Annotated in this window: 17 protein-coding genes; 8 read left to right on the forward strand and 9 right to left on the reverse strand. The window is 44.2% G+C overall.

Translation table 11 applies throughout. The annotated features are described in order from the left end of the window. The first annotated feature begins 119 nt into the window (after positions 1–119). Together ACLWOR_RS13010 and ACLWOR_RS13015 are read left to right on the forward strand one after the other, a co-directional pair. Positions 120–995 (forward strand): transposase, encoded by an 876-nt coding sequence (locus tag ACLWOR_RS13010; protein WP_413941177.1) that lies wholly within the window; start codon positions 120–122, stop codon positions 993–995. 344 nt (positions 996–1339) lie between these two features. Continuing rightward, positions 1340–2215, forward strand: coding sequence for a transposase (locus tag ACLWOR_RS13015; RefSeq protein WP_413941178.1), 876 nt, complete (start codon positions 1340–1342; stop codon positions 2213–2215). A 196-nt stretch (positions 2216–2411) separates the two neighbouring features. Here the strand turns inward: ACLWOR_RS13015 and ACLWOR_RS13020 are convergent, their stop codons facing one another. From ACLWOR_RS13020 to ACLWOR_RS13045, 6 genes are all read right to left on the reverse strand, one after another. Beyond that, entirely contained in the window at positions 2412–3653 is a 1242-nt protein-coding gene (locus ACLWOR_RS13020; protein WP_413941179.1) for an EF-hand domain-containing protein, read from the reverse strand. Between the two features lie 20 nt (positions 3654–3673). Beyond that, positions 3674–4663 (reverse strand): hypothetical protein, encoded by a 990-nt coding sequence (locus ACLWOR_RS13025; protein WP_413941180.1) that lies wholly within the window; start codon positions 4661–4663, stop codon positions 3674–3676. Continuing rightward, positions 4660–5097 (reverse strand): hypothetical protein, encoded by a 438-nt coding sequence (locus ACLWOR_RS13030; protein ID WP_413941181.1) that lies wholly within the window; start codon positions 5095–5097, stop codon positions 4660–4662. The genes ACLWOR_RS13025 and ACLWOR_RS13030 overlap by 4 nt, the downstream gene beginning before the upstream one ends. Continuing rightward, entirely contained in the window at positions 5094–7928 is a 2835-nt protein-coding gene (locus ACLWOR_RS13035) for a hypothetical protein (RefSeq protein WP_413941182.1), read from the reverse strand. Before ACLWOR_RS13035 ends, ACLWOR_RS13030 begins: the two co-directional genes overlap by 4 nt. 127 nt (positions 7929–8055) lie before the next feature. After that, positions 8056–8382: a hypothetical protein gene (locus ACLWOR_RS13040; RefSeq protein ID WP_413941183.1), complete on the reverse strand. Its 327-nt coding sequence runs from the start codon at positions 8380–8382 to the stop codon at positions 8056–8058. A 159-nt stretch (positions 8383–8541) separates the two neighbouring features. Next, positions 8542–9483 (reverse strand): cation diffusion facilitator family transporter, encoded by a 942-nt coding sequence (locus ACLWOR_RS13045; protein WP_413941184.1) that lies wholly within the window; start codon positions 9481–9483, stop codon positions 8542–8544. Between the two features lie 58 nt (positions 9484–9541). On the opposite strand from ACLWOR_RS13045, the gene ACLWOR_RS13050 reads away from it, so the two are divergent. Beyond that, positions 9542–10471, forward strand: a complete 930-nt coding sequence (locus tag ACLWOR_RS13050; protein ID WP_413941185.1) for a COX15/CtaA family protein — start codon at positions 9542–9544, stop codon at positions 10469–10471. On the opposite strand, the gene ACLWOR_RS13055 is transcribed toward ACLWOR_RS13050, so the two are convergent. After that, positions 10451–11068, reverse strand: a complete 618-nt coding sequence (locus ACLWOR_RS13055; RefSeq protein ID WP_413941186.1) for an LON peptidase substrate-binding domain-containing protein — start codon at positions 11066–11068, stop codon at positions 10451–10453. The two genes, ACLWOR_RS13050 and ACLWOR_RS13055, sit on opposite strands and share 21 nt — an antisense overlap. Before the next feature lie 51 nt (positions 11069–11119). Here ACLWOR_RS13055 and ACLWOR_RS13060 point away from each other — a divergent pair, with 51 nt between their 5' ends. Beyond that, on the forward strand, positions 11120–11536 hold the full coding sequence (locus ACLWOR_RS13060; protein ID WP_413941187.1) for a thiol-disulfide oxidoreductase DCC family protein: 417 nt from the start codon (positions 11120–11122) through the stop codon (positions 11534–11536). On the opposite strand, the gene ACLWOR_RS13065 is transcribed toward ACLWOR_RS13060, so the two are convergent. Beyond that, the gene (locus ACLWOR_RS13065; protein WP_413941188.1) at positions 11521–11928 is read right to left on the reverse strand and encodes a (deoxy)nucleoside triphosphate pyrophosphohydrolase; all 408 of its coding nucleotides are present in this window, start codon (positions 11926–11928) and stop codon (positions 11521–11523) included. The two genes, ACLWOR_RS13060 and ACLWOR_RS13065, sit on opposite strands and share 16 nt — an antisense overlap. Before the next feature lie 58 nt (positions 11929–11986). Here ACLWOR_RS13065 and ACLWOR_RS13070 point away from each other — a divergent pair, with 58 nt between their 5' ends. From ACLWOR_RS13070 to ACLWOR_RS13085, 4 genes are read left to right on the forward strand one after another with little or no spacing between them, the layout of a single operon-like run. Then, positions 11987–12733: a YoaK family protein gene (locus ACLWOR_RS13070; RefSeq protein WP_413941189.1), complete on the forward strand. Its 747-nt coding sequence runs from the start codon at positions 11987–11989 to the stop codon at positions 12731–12733. Then, positions 12730–14337 (forward strand): Na/Pi cotransporter family protein, encoded by a 1608-nt coding sequence (locus ACLWOR_RS13075; RefSeq protein WP_413941190.1) that lies wholly within the window; start codon positions 12730–12732, stop codon positions 14335–14337. Before ACLWOR_RS13070 ends, ACLWOR_RS13075 begins: the two co-directional genes overlap by 4 nt. Next, positions 14334–14675, forward strand: coding sequence for a DMT family protein (locus tag ACLWOR_RS13080; protein WP_413941192.1), 342 nt, complete (start codon positions 14334–14336; stop codon positions 14673–14675). The genes ACLWOR_RS13075 and ACLWOR_RS13080 overlap by 4 nt, the downstream gene beginning before the upstream one ends. A 36-nt stretch (positions 14676–14711) precedes the next feature. Beyond that, positions 14712–16298, forward strand: a complete 1587-nt coding sequence (locus tag ACLWOR_RS13085) for a hypothetical protein (protein WP_413941193.1) — start codon at positions 14712–14714, stop codon at positions 16296–16298. 67 nt (positions 16299–16365) lie between these two features. On the opposite strand, the gene ACLWOR_RS13090 is transcribed toward ACLWOR_RS13085, so the two are convergent. Then, a complete protein-coding gene (locus tag ACLWOR_RS13090; RefSeq protein ID WP_413941194.1) occupies positions 16366–18540 on the reverse strand; it encodes a heavy metal translocating P-type ATPase in 2175 nt (724 codons plus the stop codon). Positions 18541–18542 lie beyond the last annotated feature (2 nt).

The following is an 18542-nucleotide window of genomic DNA, read 5'->3' on the forward strand; positions in this document are numbered from 1 at the left end:
TGATCCCGAATTGTGTGCGCAGCACAATCCTAAGATATCCGGCACTATTCAAAATCGGATGCTGGGATAAATTAAAGACGTTTTAAGAAGAGCACATCTATTGCTGCCACATTCGTTTGATGGCGCAGTTTTCGATTCACCATAAAAAATGCCCTTATTGTGGCAACAACGACTTTTCTAAACGCGGCTACTTTTATAAAAAGAGTACTAAAACCTATATCCCGCGTTTTCATTGCAATCACTGCAATAAGAACTTTTCCACCAGAACTTTGTCGCCAGCTTTTAAACAAAAGAAAAGCTTTCTGAATAGAACCCTGTGCAAGCTTTTTGCTGGTGGAGTCAGTATCAGAGAGGCCGCTAGAATTGTGGGATGCAACTATAAAACAGCCTACACCCGATGGGTTTGGCTCGGTACACTTGCTAAGGACGATGTCTTAAGTAGAAAACTTCAAGGTCAAGAACTTGAGTTCGATGAACTTTTATCTATTGAACATACTAAGTTAAAACCATTATCCGTCATCGTTGCGGTTAATGAACATTATGAGATTGCCGGAGTTAAAGTGGCAAAGATTAAAGCCTTTGGACATTTATCTTCAATTTCTCTCCAAAAATACGGACCTCGTCCTGATGAGATCAAAGCGAAACTTCCTGAGTTATTACAAGAAATCTCCTCTCGTAATCCCAATATCCAGATCATTAAGTCAGACAAAAAACTCAGCTACATAAAAGCCGTGAAAAAAGCTTTTCCCAAAGCTCAACACTTAATATTCTTAGCTGACGATAAAAAAGAAAAGACGAGAGAACAAAGATATCTCAACCACAACAAACGTAAATTCGATCCATTATTTAAAATCAATCATACCTGCGCCAAACTTCGAGATCACATTAAAAGACTTACAAGAAGAAGTTGGTGCACAACAAAAAAACCTGAGCACTTAGAGCTAGGTCTTTATCTATATATTGCGAAGAGTAACAACTTTGCGTTTTTAAAATAGAAAAATTGTATCCGAGCTTTGAGGTTCAGCAAATTTGGGGGCTGGGTTTTGGAGATTTTCAAGACGTAGCGACCTCTGTTGGTGCCTGGATGGCACGAACCCACCGAAGGTGGGCAACAGCAGAGGCTGGATGCCGTGTCGCGAAGCCTTGGAAATCTCCAAAACCCAGACACCAAACCTCGCTCGAAGCACAATCTCATGGATCAGTTCTGTTTTGATTGAAACTGATCCCGAATTGTGTGCGCAGCACAATCCTAAGATATCCGGCACTATTCAAAATCGGACGTTGGGATAAATTAAAGACGTTTTAAGAAGAGTGCATCTATTGCTGTCCCATTCATTTGATGGCGCAGTTTTCAATTCACCATAAAAAATGCCCTTATTGTGGCAACAACGACTTTTCTAAACGCGGCTACTTTTATAAAAAGAGTACTAAAACCTATATCCCGCGTTTTCATTGCAATCACTGCAACAAGAACTTTTCCACCAGAACTTTGTCGCCAGCTTTTAAACAAAAGAAAAGCTTTCTGAATAGAACCCTGTGCAAGCTTTTTGCTGGTGGAGTCAGTATCAGAGAGGCCGCTAGAATTGTGGGCTGCAACTATAAAACAGCCTACACCCGATGGGTTTGGCTCGGCACTCTTGCTAAGGACGATGTCTTAAGTAGAAAACTTCGAGGTCAAGAACTTGAGTTTGATGAACTTTTATCTATTGAACATACTAAGTTAAAACCATTATCTGTCATAGTTGCGGTTAATGAACATTATGAGATTGCCGGAGTTAAAGTGGCAAAGATTAAAGCCTTTGGACATTTATCTTCAATTTCTCTCCAAAAATACGGACCTCGTCCTGATGAAACCAAATCTAAACTTCCTGAGTTATTACAAGAAATCTCCTCTCGTAATCCCCATATCCAGATCATTAAGTCAGACAAAAAAATGAGCTATATAAAAGCCGTGAAAAAAGCTTTTCCCAAAGCTCAACACTTAATATTCTTAGCTGACGATAAAAAAGAAAAGACGAGAGAACAAAGATATCTCAACCACAACAAACGTAAATTCGATCCATTATTTAAAATCAATCACACCTGCGCCAAACTTCGAGATCACATCAAACGACTTACAAGAAGAAGTTGGTGCACGACTAAAAAGCCCGAGCACTTAGAGTTAGGTCTTTATCTATATATTGCGAAGAGTAACAACTTTGCATTTTTAAAATAGAAAAATTGTATCCGAGCTATGAGGTTCAGCAAATTTGGGGGCTGGGTTTTGGAAATTTTCAAGACGTAGCGACCTCTGTTGGTGCCTGGATGGCACGAACCCACCGAAGGTGGGCAACAGCAGAGGCCGGATGCCGTGTCGCGAAGCCTTGGAAATTTCCAAAACCCAGACACCAAACCTCGCCCGAAGCACACACTCATGGATCAGTTCTGTTTTGATTAGCGCTGACTTTTTCGGGTTCTGCAGGAGCAAGCCAAATATCGACTATCTGGCCCTCTTTGGTTTTGCCTTTTTCTTTATACCAGAACTTGGAGCGCTCGCGTTGTTCTGCGTATTTGCCAATGGGAACTAAGTTGCCCTTTTCGTACTTTAAAGAAATCTTATCCACTTTACTTGAAAGCTTCACAAGTTCTTCTTTTTGCGAAAGCCCATCGCCATTCGCATCTTGCCATAACAGCAATTTGGCAAAATCTTTGTCTTTCTTATCAACCACTCCATCTTTGTTCGAATCAAACTGACGAAGAACTTCAAATCCGTTTTTCTCTGAAGCGTTATCGCCAAAGAGTTCGTCTTTTTTGTCAATAGCACCTGATCCATCACGGTCGTAAGCAACAAAGTAGCCAACGGATTTAGCTTCTGGCCACATGGTTTTGCCCATTGGGTTTAGAGGGAAACTGCTCACGCCATCAAAACGCGGTCGTTCATCGCTAAAGAACACCATGAGCGGTGACCAATAACCCCCACAAAATCCCGTTTGCCCCGGGAAGGAAACATACATGTCGACGATACTTTTATCAGAGGAAACACTCACCCCGCCAAAGCTGGCTGCCACGATTCCGGTTTTTCCCATGAAAGCACCACAGGGGTAAGAAGGTGTATGCGAAGAGTGCCCATAAGAACCATAAACCGCTCCACCAGTACAAGTGACATCTTGATAAAACGAATAAGTTTTAACGTAAACGCTTTCAATACCTGAAGTCGTAATAGTTCCCGATGAGTCCACTGAAACTTGAGTCGTGATCTGTGTTTTCATCATCACAGTATTTCCGTAAATTCCAGCGGAACCAGTTCCTGGCAAATTAAAATTGCCACTTGAAATAGGTGCAACCACCGCACTCTTCATTCCACCTTTTGCAACAGTGTCACCGGGATATTTAACCATCAATGGATAATCTTTCCCGTTCACATTAAGAGTGATGTTAGCTGTGATAATTGAATTGGGTGAAAGCGGATTTCCCGCCCCACGCAAATTGGTTCCAAAGCAAGAGTTGTGGAGATTGACGATGATATTGTCTTTACCTGAACGGGTGACAATGCCTGAAGCTGGTGCAGATGCCGCCGTGTCTCCGGCCACCCCTGAGTTGACCGCCATTGGAAAATCTCGATCTTGCGCCTGGCTGACGGAAGCTATTAACAGAATTGAAAATAGAATTTTCATACTGCAATCCCCTCTCAAAATTAGAGCCCCACCTTGGACTTGCTTTGAGTTTTAATAAGCTTAAAATACATCATTCTTTTTAAAACGGAATCACGTCTAAAGACGACTCGGTCCACTTTATCCGCCATCAAAAAGGGTTCAGAAAAGCGGCCGTTGGCATAAACTGTTTTATAAAGGCGCGAAGGTTTTGTGACCATGCGGTTGTCTTCATAAGGTTCTAAGTAATAGCGAATCAGTTTCACAGCTCGCAAACGAACCAGCGGCTGTCCACCACCCACTGACGGTAAATCTTGAAAGAATTTGTCAGCGCTATTGATGACTTTACCCGTTTCTGGATGATTGAGGTTGATATAAGCACGCACGTTATTATCAAACATCATATCTCCCCCATTTACAGATCCTACGAAGATAGGACTGCGTGGGAAGACACTCATATCAATCATTCCACTTGGAAGAACCGGACGAACACGTGCAGGCGTATCGAGCATCAACAAACGACCCGGCGTCCAAAATCCCGGTCTTTGCACTGACACCCAATTGTTTTTATTGAGCGTTCTGTATGTCAATGTCGCCGCTCTGTTGAAATCATCTGGTGTCGGACCAATATCGTAGGCAGTTGGCGGCTCATAGTTCAACAAAGCGCCCGCACTCGTATCTTGTACCAGAACCTGAAAGTCGACTCGGCCTTTCAGTGCACTCATTTCCGCAATCCTCTCCAGCGGCGTTCTTAAGGCATTTGCTGGCATATCAGGATAATAATCGAAGAAGCCATATCCTTTGTCGTCTTTGGTAATCACATTGTTGAACGAAGGATCCAGGCCCGCTAAGTCCTTAAAGAAAACTCGCTCTGCGAGATTTGTATCAATGGAATCATCCATGTCATTTTTAAGAGACACGGCTTGTTTTGTCATAAAGACATTCGTAGAGGCAATAATTCCTCCGAGTAGCGCCATCAGCGCCAACCCGATAAGAATATCAATAATGGAAAGTCCTCTGTTGTTTAAACTCATTTCGCACTCACCACAAATACATAATCACGATAAGGTTCCGTCCACGATTTGTGAGTCATACGCAACGTCACCTTGTACAAACCACGAAACTTTTCAAAGGGAACAATCACATAACCAAAAGTACCTTGGCACTCTGTACATTGAGCGCGCGGCACAGCCACGCCGATGTCCCAACTCATAGGGAGTGCTTTATAATTTAAAATTTGATCAACATCGGTTTTAAAGTTGTAGTTGATTTGATAGTTCTCAACTCCGGCCTTAATATTTTCAGCGATATCAGAAATCTGTCTTTCTGTTGCTGATAGCGTCACTGTCCCCTTTGTTGTTTTACGAAGTGCAACCAAGCCGCCGATAAAGGCGAAGCCAACCACGACAATCAATCCAAGCCCGACAAGACTTTCAAGAATACTTTGCCCGCGATTATTTCCAATCATATTGCCCCCTCGCGAGATTGCTCGACGACGAAGAAGCGAATCAGTCGACGCTTACAAGTAGTATTGGAAGATGAGCCTGAAACGATGCCACAATCCGGATCGACTGACGTCCACTGGAAAGGATCTGCCTTGGAACGCAAGCTGATTGCATTACACTTCATACGATCGGCCACGTCTTGGATCGAAGGAATTGGATGCCAGATTGGAGATTTTGGCGTGTCGCAATCACGCCCTGACATGGATTCCAAAACCTTCGCTTCACGCAGTTCACGAGTGGCTTGCGGATAATAGATCGAACTCCATTGAATGCCTGCGCGAATCGCAGATGGATCAATGTAGGCTTTGCTGGCGATAAAAGTACCAATGATACGCAGAGGAGTCGTACGCGGTTCAATAATTAAGTTGTCGCAGGTATAAAAACCCGTCACAAAATTTGCCGTCGCCTTAATCACGCATCGACCCACAATAGAGTGCACGCGGAACGTGATATTTTTTGCGGCAAAATTGGAATTCGACCCATTAAACTCAATGGACGATAACATCGGATCTGTTCCCACCGTCGAAGACGAATCACCGGCGAAGTTCCACGAACTTCTTGCGGTGGCAGCAAAGCTCACTGTCCAATCAGCCCCACCGAAAGCTTGAGAAATAAGCGCATTACGGGCACGCTCACAGTCATATTCCAATTTATCATAATCAACAGCGCCGTAATCAGAATCCAATTTTCCAGAGTTCGAATCGTTTCCTTTAGACAGATACTGAGGAACATCAAATGCTGTCTTGTTATAGTTAAACGAAAAGTTCATAAAACCCGTGAGGTTTTGATTCGGAATTGTAAAAATGGAATTACTATTTTGGTAAGTGGAATCATAAGCTTGGAATCCCACCGACGGCGCAACAAGATTTCCCGAAGAGTCAATAAAGCTAGATGCATTTTTCACATATACTTGGATGACCACTTTGTCTTTTGATTTACCACCCCAAGCCAGATCCACAGGAACCACTTTGATCGTCATTTCTGGTGGATTGTTTTGGATATATCGATAGTTTGCCAAAACTCTTTCCGCGTTATCTAGCTGCGTTTTTGCGGTTGAAACTACGCGTTCTTGGTTTGGAATTTTATTATTTACCAAGCTTGAAATCTCAGACTTCACGCTGGAAATTCTGTTTTCAAGATTTGAGATTTTTCCTGCATCTCGGTATCCACTTGGATCAAAAGGACTTGGCAATGGATTTGGAGGCGCTGGCTTGTTTTTTTCTTCTGATAATTCAGACTCAAGACTTGATAGAGAATTTCGTTTGTCATTGAGTTCACTTTTTAAACCTGCCAAAGCTGTTTCTGCGCCAGCAAGATTGGCTGTTGCACTGGCAACGTCGTTTTCATAACGTGCCTTCAATGCTGGGAAATCCACCTGAGGCTTCACCGTCAGACTGCTATCATTTGGCAACTGTCCCGCCACTGCACGATCGCCCATTTGGAATTTGATTTTTAGAATCGCATTATTGTCGTCAGAGGCATTACGGCTCGCTGTACCCGTTCCCCAATTTTGGTACTCGATATTTTGCAATTTGTTTTTCTGTTTGCTGAATTGATTTCGATCCGACAGATACAGTCGATATTGGAATACATTGGGATCCGCTGTGCGCAAAGCCACGCCGACCTTTGAGCGGTACAAGCTGTCTTTTGATGATTGAGCTAAGTTCCAATCCACACATCGTGACATCAAGTCGACATCCACACGACTGCCAGAGCGAATCTTACCGACAACTTCAAGTCCAGCATCGCGAGCCCCGTCGTTTTCGAGGCCTTTTAAGAAACCACCAAAAGTTCTGACATCGGGCCAATAGCGGTCCGTTGTCACGCCGGCTGTTTTCGGACGGAAGTCTCCGCCACCTGCTTTAACCGCGCCATTCCCCATGTAAACACGATCCGCAAAGGTCACGGCCGAATAAGGTACTCTATTCAAATCGCCCGAACTTGAATCAGCAGGAATGTGAATATCACCGTTTACGAACACTGGGCTTAGAAAGACCAATCCTGTGCTGGTACCCGCTTCCGATCTTGAACCGAACGAGTGCAAGACCACATCACCTTGGTTCACCGAAGCACCTGCAGGCCTATCCAAATACAAATTTCCTGGAACTAAAAGTGCAAAAGAGCCGACCTCTCGAGGGAAAATGGCGATTTTGGAACTGATCTCAAGAGGTATCGATCCTACTTGCAAAGGATTGGCGTCGTTTTTTTCAGCCTTCAGGGAAATGACGGCTTTTAAATAAACTTCGCGTCCCGCTCTTGGCAAATAAGGACTGTCATCTCTTTCGATATAAACTTGAATCCAACCGACCTTCACGATCCTTCCTTGAAGATCCTTGACCATCTTCAACATTCGAAGAACTGGAAAAAGTGGATGCTCAGTTGTCACCGAATCCACTGCGAGATAGCGAGTAAATGATTTCAAACGAAGCTTGTTAGGATCTTGTCCAATATTTTTTCCTGAAGCTGCGAGTTGGCGAATAAAGTTTTCTTGATCATTGGACATGATCAAGCGCTCAATGCTCCCCGTGTGCGAAAGATTGCAACTGCTCAGAGGTGCATTCATCAAGAGGTTGTCGTCGGTGAAACAATATTTTTGACGAATGCCGAAAAGGACGTAATCCATTGTGCTGTTCAAAGCAAAACGCAAGTTCACGGCATTCACCGTCATCCCGACTTGTTTCCTTTGACCGATTACGTAGTTAGTTAAAAAATAGAAGGTAAGGCCGAGAACAGCAGCCGTGACTAATACTTGAAGAAGAACGTTGCCTTTTTGGCCCCGCACAGTGGTCGTCATAAAGTCATTTCCCCTGTGTCCCTTATCGGATCAAAGTCGGGAAAACTTTTGCCTTTCCATGAGGGAATTTCAGTTTGTTTCAAAATGAAACAAACTGATTTAATGACGCTCTGTAAACACTATTAGATCAGTAGCAGTAGCCCTGAAAAACCACTTCGAGTTTTTTATTTGTGACGATGGAGGCAATTCTCGATTTCACATTGAAATGAAAATCTAGTTTTTGTTCTCGTTCATCACCAAAAGAAAAAGTTAAATGAGGTTTGTCTTTTCCAGTCGAGAATCCTTGGAAATCCACATCATTGTATTGACCTTCAACAAAGAGCGAACTTGTGTCGACAACAAAGTTCAAACCCTCTGATTTATCATGGTAGCTCACGCATCTATAGGTTAATTCGCGAGCCTGCGAAATGGATCCCATCACCAGGAATGTTAAACTAAGCACCAATGCTTTCATAAGATCTCCAATCATTACAGACCTTAAAATGCAAAGCTCTCGCCATATTAAAGCTTATCTAAATCGTGTTTAGAGATAATTGAGAACGCAGGCCTGATTAAGAGCTCTTCACCTTGACCATTTTGGCGTTTCTATTCTGTAACGTTGTTCCTAACAGAGTTACTTATGAACAGGATCGATACAAGTCATTCCCGAAAGCTCTGTCTCAATTGTCGCTTCGACAATGCCATATTCAGCTACGAGCTTTTTGACTTTTTCTTTGACCGCCTGAGCCTCGAGCGCTGTGATTTGTTGATTCAAAACCACGTGTGCAGTGAAAATGTGATTTTCTCCATCCAAAGACCACAAGTGAGCGTGATGAACTTCTTCGACTTCTGGAAGAGTTTTAATTTCTTGTTCAACTTCTTCGACCGAAATATGTGAAGGCGATGCCATCAAGAAAACTTTAAAAGCTTCTTGCAGATTTCGGAAAACGTTAAACAGGATCCACAACGCCAAAACAATTGCTAGTCCCGCATCAAGTTGCGGGATATCGAAAACTTTGATGGCAATCGCACCCACCAAAACCAAAACCCAGCCCATAACGTCTTCGATCATATGCCACATCAGCATACGCTCATTGAGCGAGCCACCTTTTGAAACACGATAGGCGGCGTAACCATTGACGATCACTCCCAGGACCGCCAAACCAATCATTCCATCTGCATGCGGCGTTTGCGGTTCAATTAAACGCGGAACGGCTTCCACGATGATAATCACAGAACCGACGATCAAGATCAGCCCCGTGATCACCGCCCCTAAAGTTGAAAATCGTCGATAGCCGTAAGAAAATCTCGCGTCACTTTGCTTGTGCGAGATTTTTTCTAAAATGATTGCAGTGAGCATCGCAATTGCGTCACCGAAATCGTGAAGAGCATCACTTAGAATTGCGACGGAGTTCGTCAAAATACCACCGACCAATTCAATGATCGCGAAAGTCAGATTCAGAACCAAAGCCCACTTCATCCGACCGACAACAGCCGATCCTCCATGAGAGTGAGAGTGATGGTGCCCATGGCTGTGACTGTGATGATGGTGGTGGCCTTTTTTCGATTCCGACATAACTCAACTAGACAATGCCTCGACACTGAAGTCAATCCGTGTTACTGACCTAACTACTATGACAAGAGCTCGTTTTCAGAAATTCGCAGGCCTGCTTCTCGCTTATACAATCCTTGTGATCCTATGGGGCGCTTGGGTTCGTATTTCTCATTCCGGGGATGGATGCGGAGACACGTGGCCTCTCTGTCATGGACAACTTATTCCGGAAGCCCAACGCGGCAAAACCTGGGTCGAGTACGGCCATCGTCTGATGTCAGGTATCTATGGGTTCGTCGTGATTTATTTCTGGTGGGTGGCTCGTCGACTTTATCCAGCAAAACATTTCGCACGCAAAGCAGCCCTTGCAACTTTGATCTTTATGATCACCGAAGCTCTCTTAGGAGCAAAGCTTGTGCTCTTTAAACTTGTGACGACCAACGACACACCTTATCGCGCCTTTGTCATGGCCCTTCATCAGATCAATTCTTTTATGCTCACGGGTGCGGTTGCCTTGGCTTATGCTGGCGCTCTTGAAAAAAACATTCTCACTCCGGCAAGCAAAACAGCACGACGCTATCAGTTGCTTCCTTGGATTATTGTGATTATTGGGATCACAGGAGCTTGGGCTTCTCTTTCCAATTCGCTTTTCCCCACTGAAAATCTGTGGCAAGGGTTGATGGATGATTTCTCATCTGAATCGCACTTCCTTGTTCGCTTGCGCGGGCTTCACCCGGCGCTTGCGCTGTTGGGTGGTGGCTCACTGGCTCTCTTCTTTTGGCTTTTTGCCCAGACATCCGAATTGGATGTGATAAAAAAACGCTCTGTCTTTATGAGCGCATTGATCATTTGCGGAATTCTTTTTGGCATTGCCACACTTTTCTTACATGCCCCTGTATGGATGAAAATCACGCATCTGTGCCTGGCACATGTGATTTGGGTGACGTTACTACAATGGGTTTATTGTTACCGCGTGAGCACTTCAAACGAGCTAAAGAGTCAGCTCGTTTGATTCCATAAGACGCTGTAGGAAACGAATTTTCTCGTTGATATCATCGTACTCAAGAACGATTTGTTGCAGATCATAGTCACGCACTAAATAGGAAGCGAAAGATCCTACGACTTCTTCAGGGCGTGTCACGTTTCTCATAAAAATTTCGCGCTGATTGGTATCGGGAATATGGGTTTGAATCCAACGACTCAAAGTTCGATAAAGAGCGTTCAGCGAAGCCTGCTCCGCTGTTTGCACTGCGGTTTTCTCCTCGAGAATTTCACCTTCACACACAATGTAGGGCGTGCCTTTGTCGATGACATTTCCCAGGCGTAACTTGCCTTCACCCTGTAGGAAGATCAATAAAGTGCCGTTCACTCGTTCTTCGACAATCTGCGGATAACCAAAACCCGCAATTTCGCGAACGAACGGAACTTTGTCCCCTGGCTTCACTGGCCCGACTTTCGTGGGGTCCTCAATAAATCCTATGGCAATCGGAGTTTTGGTAGCAATAGCTTCGCGGACCATCGCTAAATATCGGGGTTCAAAGACATTCAATGGCTTTGTTGTGCGCGGGAACAATGTCACGTTGACAAGAGGAAATAGAAAGACTTCCATGCGAACAAGACTCCCCTGGTTGTATCTCCATTATAAAGATTGTAGCCTGAGATGGCTATGGAAAAGGCGGAACTCGTGCAAAGAAATGTGATCTTTTTTGATGGTGTATGCCACCTTTGCAACGCATTTGTCGATGCTGTTATCTCACGAGATCCTCGACATCATTATCTTTTCGCGCCCCTACAAGGAACTACGGCCGAAGAACTCTTGCCTCCTGAAGACCGCGTAAAGCTTGATACAGTGATCTACTTTGAGGCAGGTAAGATCTATCATCGATCTGCTGCCGTTCTGAAGGTAGTCTCAGGTTTAGGCGGTGTCTATAAGTTGCTCGCATTGGCTTGGATTATTCCAGGACCACTCCGTGATCTTGCGTACAACTATGTCGCAAAAAATCGCTATGCTTGGTTCGGCGAAAGAGAGTTTTGTCGACTTCCCACACCTGAAGAAAAATCTTATCTTCTTCCCTGACGAATTTTTTCAACGAAAGGTCTATCTGCTGCGGAAAGATCTTGAACCGGGATTTGGTCGGGCTCTAACCACTTAAAGGCATCATGCTCTGTCAGTTGCAGCTCTTCATCTGAAGTTTCAGCCCAATAAACTTTAAGCCGTATGCTCTTTGTTGGATAGTGGTGAACTTCCTCTCCGATAAAATTTCGCACGCGGATGCGGATCCCCAATTCTTCTTCGATCTCTCGGAGAAGGGCCTGCTCGGGGGCTTCACCTACTTCGATCTTGCCACCAGGAAATTCCCAATGACCGGCTCCACTCTGATCAGGGCCTCGGCGCACAATTAGAATTTTACCGGGCTCGTGCGAGCGAAAGATCACGGCAGCAACAACGGGAATAGGTGTTAAATTCATAGACCTTAGTATATGACTGTCTTTTGTCTTTTTGGAAGAATTGTTTTACTCTGAATTCATGTTCTCGCAACACCGCTCGACACTCTCAGAATACTCCGCTGGAAATTTAATTGCTTGGCTTGCCATGGCCTTTCAAGCAGGCACGATTAACACTGGCGGGTTCTTATCTTGCCATCGCTTCGTTTCGCATGTGACGGGTTTTGCGACGATGATCGGCACTGAGGGTGCTCAAGGAAATTGGAATGAGGCTCTGGGGTTTTTGAGTGTTCCTGGATTCTTTATCGGTGGCGCGATGATTTCAGCGTTCTTTGTCGATCGACGCATTCAAACAGATCGCCGTCCTCTCTACCCATTGGTGATGGGTCTCATCTTTTTACTGACTTTGCTGGTAACAATCGCGGGAACCATGGGATTTTTTGGTGGCTTCGGTGCGCCAGCGTCTTTGCAGCGTGACTACATGTTGTTGGCAGCACTTTGCCTTGCTTGCGGTTTGCAAAATGCGACTGTTACTTCTGCTTTCGGCGCCGTTGTGCGAACGACTCACCTAACAGGGATCACGACGGATCTCGGCATCGGCGTGATGCGAGTTCTTTCCCGCTCTCACAAAATTCAACCTCGTCCTAACGAGATTCGCGCCAACTGGATGCGTGCTGGTTTAATCAGCTCATTTGTCGCTGGATCTTTGACTTCTGCTTATGTTTACGTTCACGCACAGTATTGGGGCTTCCTCATTCCGTGTTCTATTGCTACAATCCTATTCTTTTGGAGTCTGCTCCGCTTTAAAGACAGGTATACTACTTCATGATTGACACTCAGAATTCCTATTTTGTGATCCTTATCAGTGGCGTGGCCATGTTCCTTTATGGAATGGGTCTTTCCAGCTCTTCTCTTGAAAAATTAATGGCCGGAAAAATCACGGGCCTTTTAAATCGTCTCTCACAAAGTAAATTCCTTGCCATCCTCACTGGTGTTGTTCTCACAACATTGATGCAAAGCTCAGGCGCTGTGACTTCGATGCTTGTAGGCTTAGGCTCTGCTCGCGTCGTGAGTCTTCGTCAAGTCATGGGTGTGATCATCGGAACTGCGATCGGAACTACGATCACAGTTCAATTCATCTCTTTGGATCTATCGCAATACGCACTTCCAGTTTTTGCCGTGGCATTCATGTTTTATTTCAAATCCAAAAAGACGGTTTTTAAAAACCTCTCTTTGGTATTTATGGGTTTTGGTCTTTTGTTTTTGGGACTGAAACTAATTTCAATTTCGTCGCACCACTTTGCAGAAAATCCTCTGCTCACGGATCTTTTCCAAAACGTCCGTGACAACCCAGCATACTCGTTGATTATTTCCATCGTATTCTGCGCCCTGGTTCAATCTAGCGCTGTGACGATTGGTCTGGCGATGAGTTTGGCTGCAGTAAAAGCGATTACATTTTACGATGCGATGCTTTGGGTTTACGGTGCTAATATCGGAACGACTTCGGTGGCCTTGATTGCAGCTGCCGGTGGAAACTACGTCGGCCGTCAGGTGGCGTGGGCGCATTTCTTTTATAAAACCATTAGTGCGGTTATTTTCTACCCGTTCACACAGGTCTTTATCGACTTCTTATTAACATTTGATACGACGATCTCTCGTTCAATTGCCAACGCTCACTTGGTGTTTAACGTCGTGTCTGCGATTATTTTCTATCCGTTTCTCAATAAGGGCGCCGACCTTATTGAGAAAATGTTCCCAAAATCAGCTTCGGAAGAATTTGGAACTGAGTTTGTGAATATGAATAACTACCAAAGTTCTGCCTTGGCTGTTTCCTATGCACAACGAGAAATCATGCGCACGGCTGATATCGTTTTGGGAATGATCAAAGATTCGATTCGTTTGTTTGAAACAAATGATCCTAAAGATTTTGATTCCATCAAAGATCGCGACAACAAGGTCGATTTCTTGTATCGCGAAACGAAGATGTTCCTTCTCGACCATGCCAATAAATCCAACACAGTCGTGCATCAAAACGTGATGAATATGATTATGTTCCTATCGGACTTAGAGCGTGCCGCTGACGCGATCGACATCAACATTCTCGCGCTGGCGATTAAGAAAAATGCGCTCAAGCTTGAGTTTTCGGACGATGGCTGGCAGGAAATTCGCGACATGCATGCTCAGGTTGTAAAAGTAGCTTCCATGGCTATTAATGCGTTCCAAAACAAAGAGCTTTGTGAAAATGCGATTCAACTTAAACGTGAGTTGGCAAAAATCGAAATTACTTTGCGTGAAAATCATATCAGCCGCTTAAATCGCGGTATCAATACTTCGATCAACACCAGCTCCATTCACTTGGATCTTTTAAGTGAGTATCGTCGTATTGCAAGTTTGCTTTGTAACCACGCTTACAACCAGAGGACAAATCCATGAGTTCAGCAGCGCCTATCGGACTTTTATTTCTTTCCAATATTTTTATGACGTATGCATGGTATGGACACTTAAAGGACCATAAAAATTCAGCTCTGTGGGTTGCAATTTTAGTTAGCTGGGGTGTCGCATTCTTTGAATACATTTTCCAAGTTCCAGCAAACCGACTCGGCTCCAACATCTACACGCTTCCCCAACTCAAGATCATGCAAGAAGTGATTACGATGATCGTATTTGCAGGATTCTCAGTTCTCTATATGAAACAGTCGTTGAAGCTTGATTATCTCTGGGCAGGATTGTGTCTCGTTGGTGCGGTTTATTTTATATTTAGGAACCCTTAGCTGTACTTTTGTTAGATTGTGATTTAGAATGATACTATGAAGTTCATCTACGTCTTAGAAGATGACATTCGGGCGCAGAAAGAAATTTTCGAGTCTTTACAAAGTATTGACTCAAAGTTGCAGATCCGCTTTTTCCAAAACTTAGCCGAATTCCACGAATTTCTCAAAACAGCTCTGACAGAAGGACCGAAGGCATTAGCCGTCCACGGTCATCGCCACAGTTTGGATCAAGGTGATCCAGTCGAACCAACAGTCGCTGATGAATTACGCCTGGTTATTGCAAAGGACGAGTTCCTGGGAACTCAGAATATGGGACTGATTCGTCGCGCGCGGGACTTTTTCGTACGCAAACAAATGTGTTCCATTGAAGAGCCAACGGCTTTAATTATCACAGCCTTCGACAGCCCTGACTTTGATATCAAATTGGCCGAAGAACGTATTATCAACAACGTGATCTTTAAACCATTTGATAAGCTTATCTTAAAGCAAGATATCGAATATGCTCTGACGGGCCATCATCCACTGCAAAGCAGCTCTGACATAGCGACAATGAAGATCAGCTCGACGATCGAGATGTTAAAGGAAGTTCCCTTTGAGTCCGTGAGCGAAGTGGGTTTTAAAACTATCAACAATCATGAAATTCGCATCGGCTCGACTTCGAAATATTATGATAAGCTTTTCCAAACTGAACATAAACGTGGAATATTTGCGACCTGTATTTCATGCAAAGAAGTCTCCGAAAAAGAATTTCACTGTGAATTTGCGTTTTTAGGAGCTGATCCGGCACAGATTCAGCAAATTCGAAAACATGTTCTGCAAAACAAAGCTCACAAGACAATTCCATTTAATAATTCTCAAAAAGCCCAGTTCAATATCATCATTTTTGATGAAGATGCCGGAGTCGTCAGCGACATAAAATCATTGCTGGAAGAAAAATTCAGTCACATCCATGTTGACGGATATTCGCACAGTGCGCAGCTCTTGTCAGACCTTGATGACAAAGACACTACTCACCGCCGCGAATTACCAAACCATGTTGATCTCTTTATTGCGAGTATGGATCTTTTTTTGGATGACGGTCCAAAAAAATGGGAACAATTTACGAAGGTTTTTGCCGATCGCTGTAAAAAGCGTGGGACTGCAGAAAAAATTCCAGATCTTGCTCTTTATACTAAAAAACGACAAAGTGCTGAGCAAATTCGCGATCTTTTAAAATGGGCGAAAGAAATTTTCTATACACCATGGGATCGTTTGTATTTCGTTAAAAAGTTATTGTTGCAGTGGCCTGCTCTGACACCGCAGAACGATACGACTTATGCGGAACTGTGCGAGGGCGGAACTTTGAAAGTCGCCAATCCTGTACAAATCACACAAATTTCAGAAGCCGGTATTATTTTAAAATATTACCGCGCGATCGGCGTAGGTTCTTTCCGCGAATTTATCCTATGGCGTCCTGACGAAGTCGACACTCCAGAAATTATCGGCACCTGCAACTATGCCGAAAAAGAACAAGCCGGCGAAGCCTTCTTAAATCATTTCGTGTTCTTTGGGATGAAAGACCACTACCTCAAACACATCCGCATCTGGTTGCGCGAAGCCTATATCAAACAAAAAGAAAAATAAGAGGTATGCCGTACCTTTTCCAAACAAGAGCGCAAGCGGAGCGCTGATGCTCCGCTTGGTTTTCATACTATGACTTTAATTGCTTGCGCTTTAACAGCAGTGAGTTCGTCACAACCGATACGGAACTTAGCGCCATCGCCGCACCTGCAATCACCGGATTTAGCATTCCAAGTGCTGCTAACGGAATTCCAAAGACGTTATAGATAAAAGCAAAGAACAAGTTTTGTTTTATCTTTTTCAGAGTCAAAGCAGATAAGTCCATCGCTTGAACAACTGAGCGCAGATCGTTGTGCATCAACGTCACGTCTGCTGATTCCATGGCAATATCAGTTCCTGATGACATCGAGAAACTCACATCCGACATTGCTAAGGCTGGAGCATCATTAATACCATCTCCCACCATCGCAACACGTTTCTTTTTGCGTTTCTGAGTAAGAACGATATTGGCTTTATCGGAAGGTCCCACGTGAAATTTGAAATCCGTGATACCTACTTGATTGGCAATTTCCTTTGCAGCTCCCTCATTGTCACCAGTTAACATCAGAACCTGCACACCACGGGATTTTAAATCTGCAATAGCTTGGCGAGACGTTTCTCTGATTTTGTCAGCGATACCGATATAAGCTAACACATGCTCATCAGTCGCTAGAACCACAACAGTTTGCCCTTTATCTTCCATATCGCGGATAAATGACTCTTCCACCGCAATTCGCTGAGCAATCCATTTGCTGCGCCCAATATAATAATTCATATTTTGGATGCGCCCTTGCACCCCTTCTCCGACCACGGATTTAAAATCTTGAACAGCAAGATCTCCTAATCCTTTCGCACTTTCTGTCACAGCATGGGCCAGTGGATGCGAAGAACCTTTCTCAAGCGCTCCGGCAATTTTTAGGACCTCGCCTCTGGTTCCACGAATCGCGTGCACGTCCATCACTTGAGGTTTTCCTTCTGTGATCGTGCCTGTTTTGTCCAAAATAAGAACGTCGATTTTTTCAGCCAGCTCCAGCGCCTTGGCATCGCGGAAAAGAATTCCTAATTGCGCAGCTTTCCCAATTCCGACAACAACAGCTGTTGGAGTTGCCAAACCTAAAGCACACGGACATGCAATCACGAGGACCGATACAGAGGCGACAAACGCCATGCTAAAATCACGAGTCCAGAGCCATGTTCCAATAAAAGTTAAAATACTAATTCCCACAACCACAGGAACAAATATCGATGAGATTTTATCAGCCATTTTTTGAATCGGCGCTTTGGATCCTTGAGCAGCAGTCACGATTTTAATAATTTGGGCTAATTGCGTTTTCCCGCCCACGCTTTTAGCGCGCACACGCAAGGCCCCTTCTTGATTTAAAGTTGCAGCGAAAATGTGATCGCCTTCTTTTTTTGTTACCGGAATACTTTCTCCCGTTAACATCGCCTCATCGACTGTCGATGTCCCCTCGACAACCACGCCATCCACAGGGAATGCTTCGCCGTTTTTCACAAGAACGACATCGTCGATTTTTAGCTCTGAAATTGGCACTTCTTTAAGGCCCTCTGCTGTTTCTAAAAATGCCGTCTGTGGTTGCAAACGCATCAAGCTCTCGACCGCTTCAGAGGTTTTTCCTTTGGCTCTTGACTCTAACAACTTACCTAAGAGGATCAAAGTGATAATCGCCGTGCTGGCTTCAAAATACACATGACTGTGTGCCCAGTTCATAACAATAACAACAACGCTTAACAAGTAAGCCATGCTGGTTCCAAGAGCGACCAGAACATCCATATTGGCCGATTTATTTTTAAGCGCGTAATACGCTCCTCGATAAAAACGCCATCCTAACCAGAACTGCACAGGAGTTGCTAAGATCCATTGCAACCAACGAGGCATAACTTCCGTGTGACCAGTCTGAAGCATCGCGAGCATCTCAAACAAAAAGGGAAGTGTTAAAACAAGTGCGAACACAAAGTGACGCAAATCTTTTGTATACTCTTCCTGAGCCTTTTGTTTCAAATCCTCAGATGACACTTGGTCATTTAATTCGAAAGCTTGATACCCAATATTTTGGATAGCCTTAATGATTTCGTCCGCTTGAATTGCGCCCTCAGGGAATTGCACGTGGGCCTTTTCAGTCGCAAAATTGACTGTGGCTTTCACATTCTCCATCGAGTTCAGGGTTTTCTCGATTTTGCCGGCGCAGTTCACACAGGACATCCCGATTAACTGCAGGTCTAAATCGACATTGTTATCTGGCTTCATGA

The organism is Bdellovibrio sp. HCB2-146 (genome assembly GCF_047345725.1).
GTDB lineage: Bacteria > Bdellovibrionota > Bdellovibrionia > Bdellovibrionales > Bdellovibrionaceae > Bdellovibrio.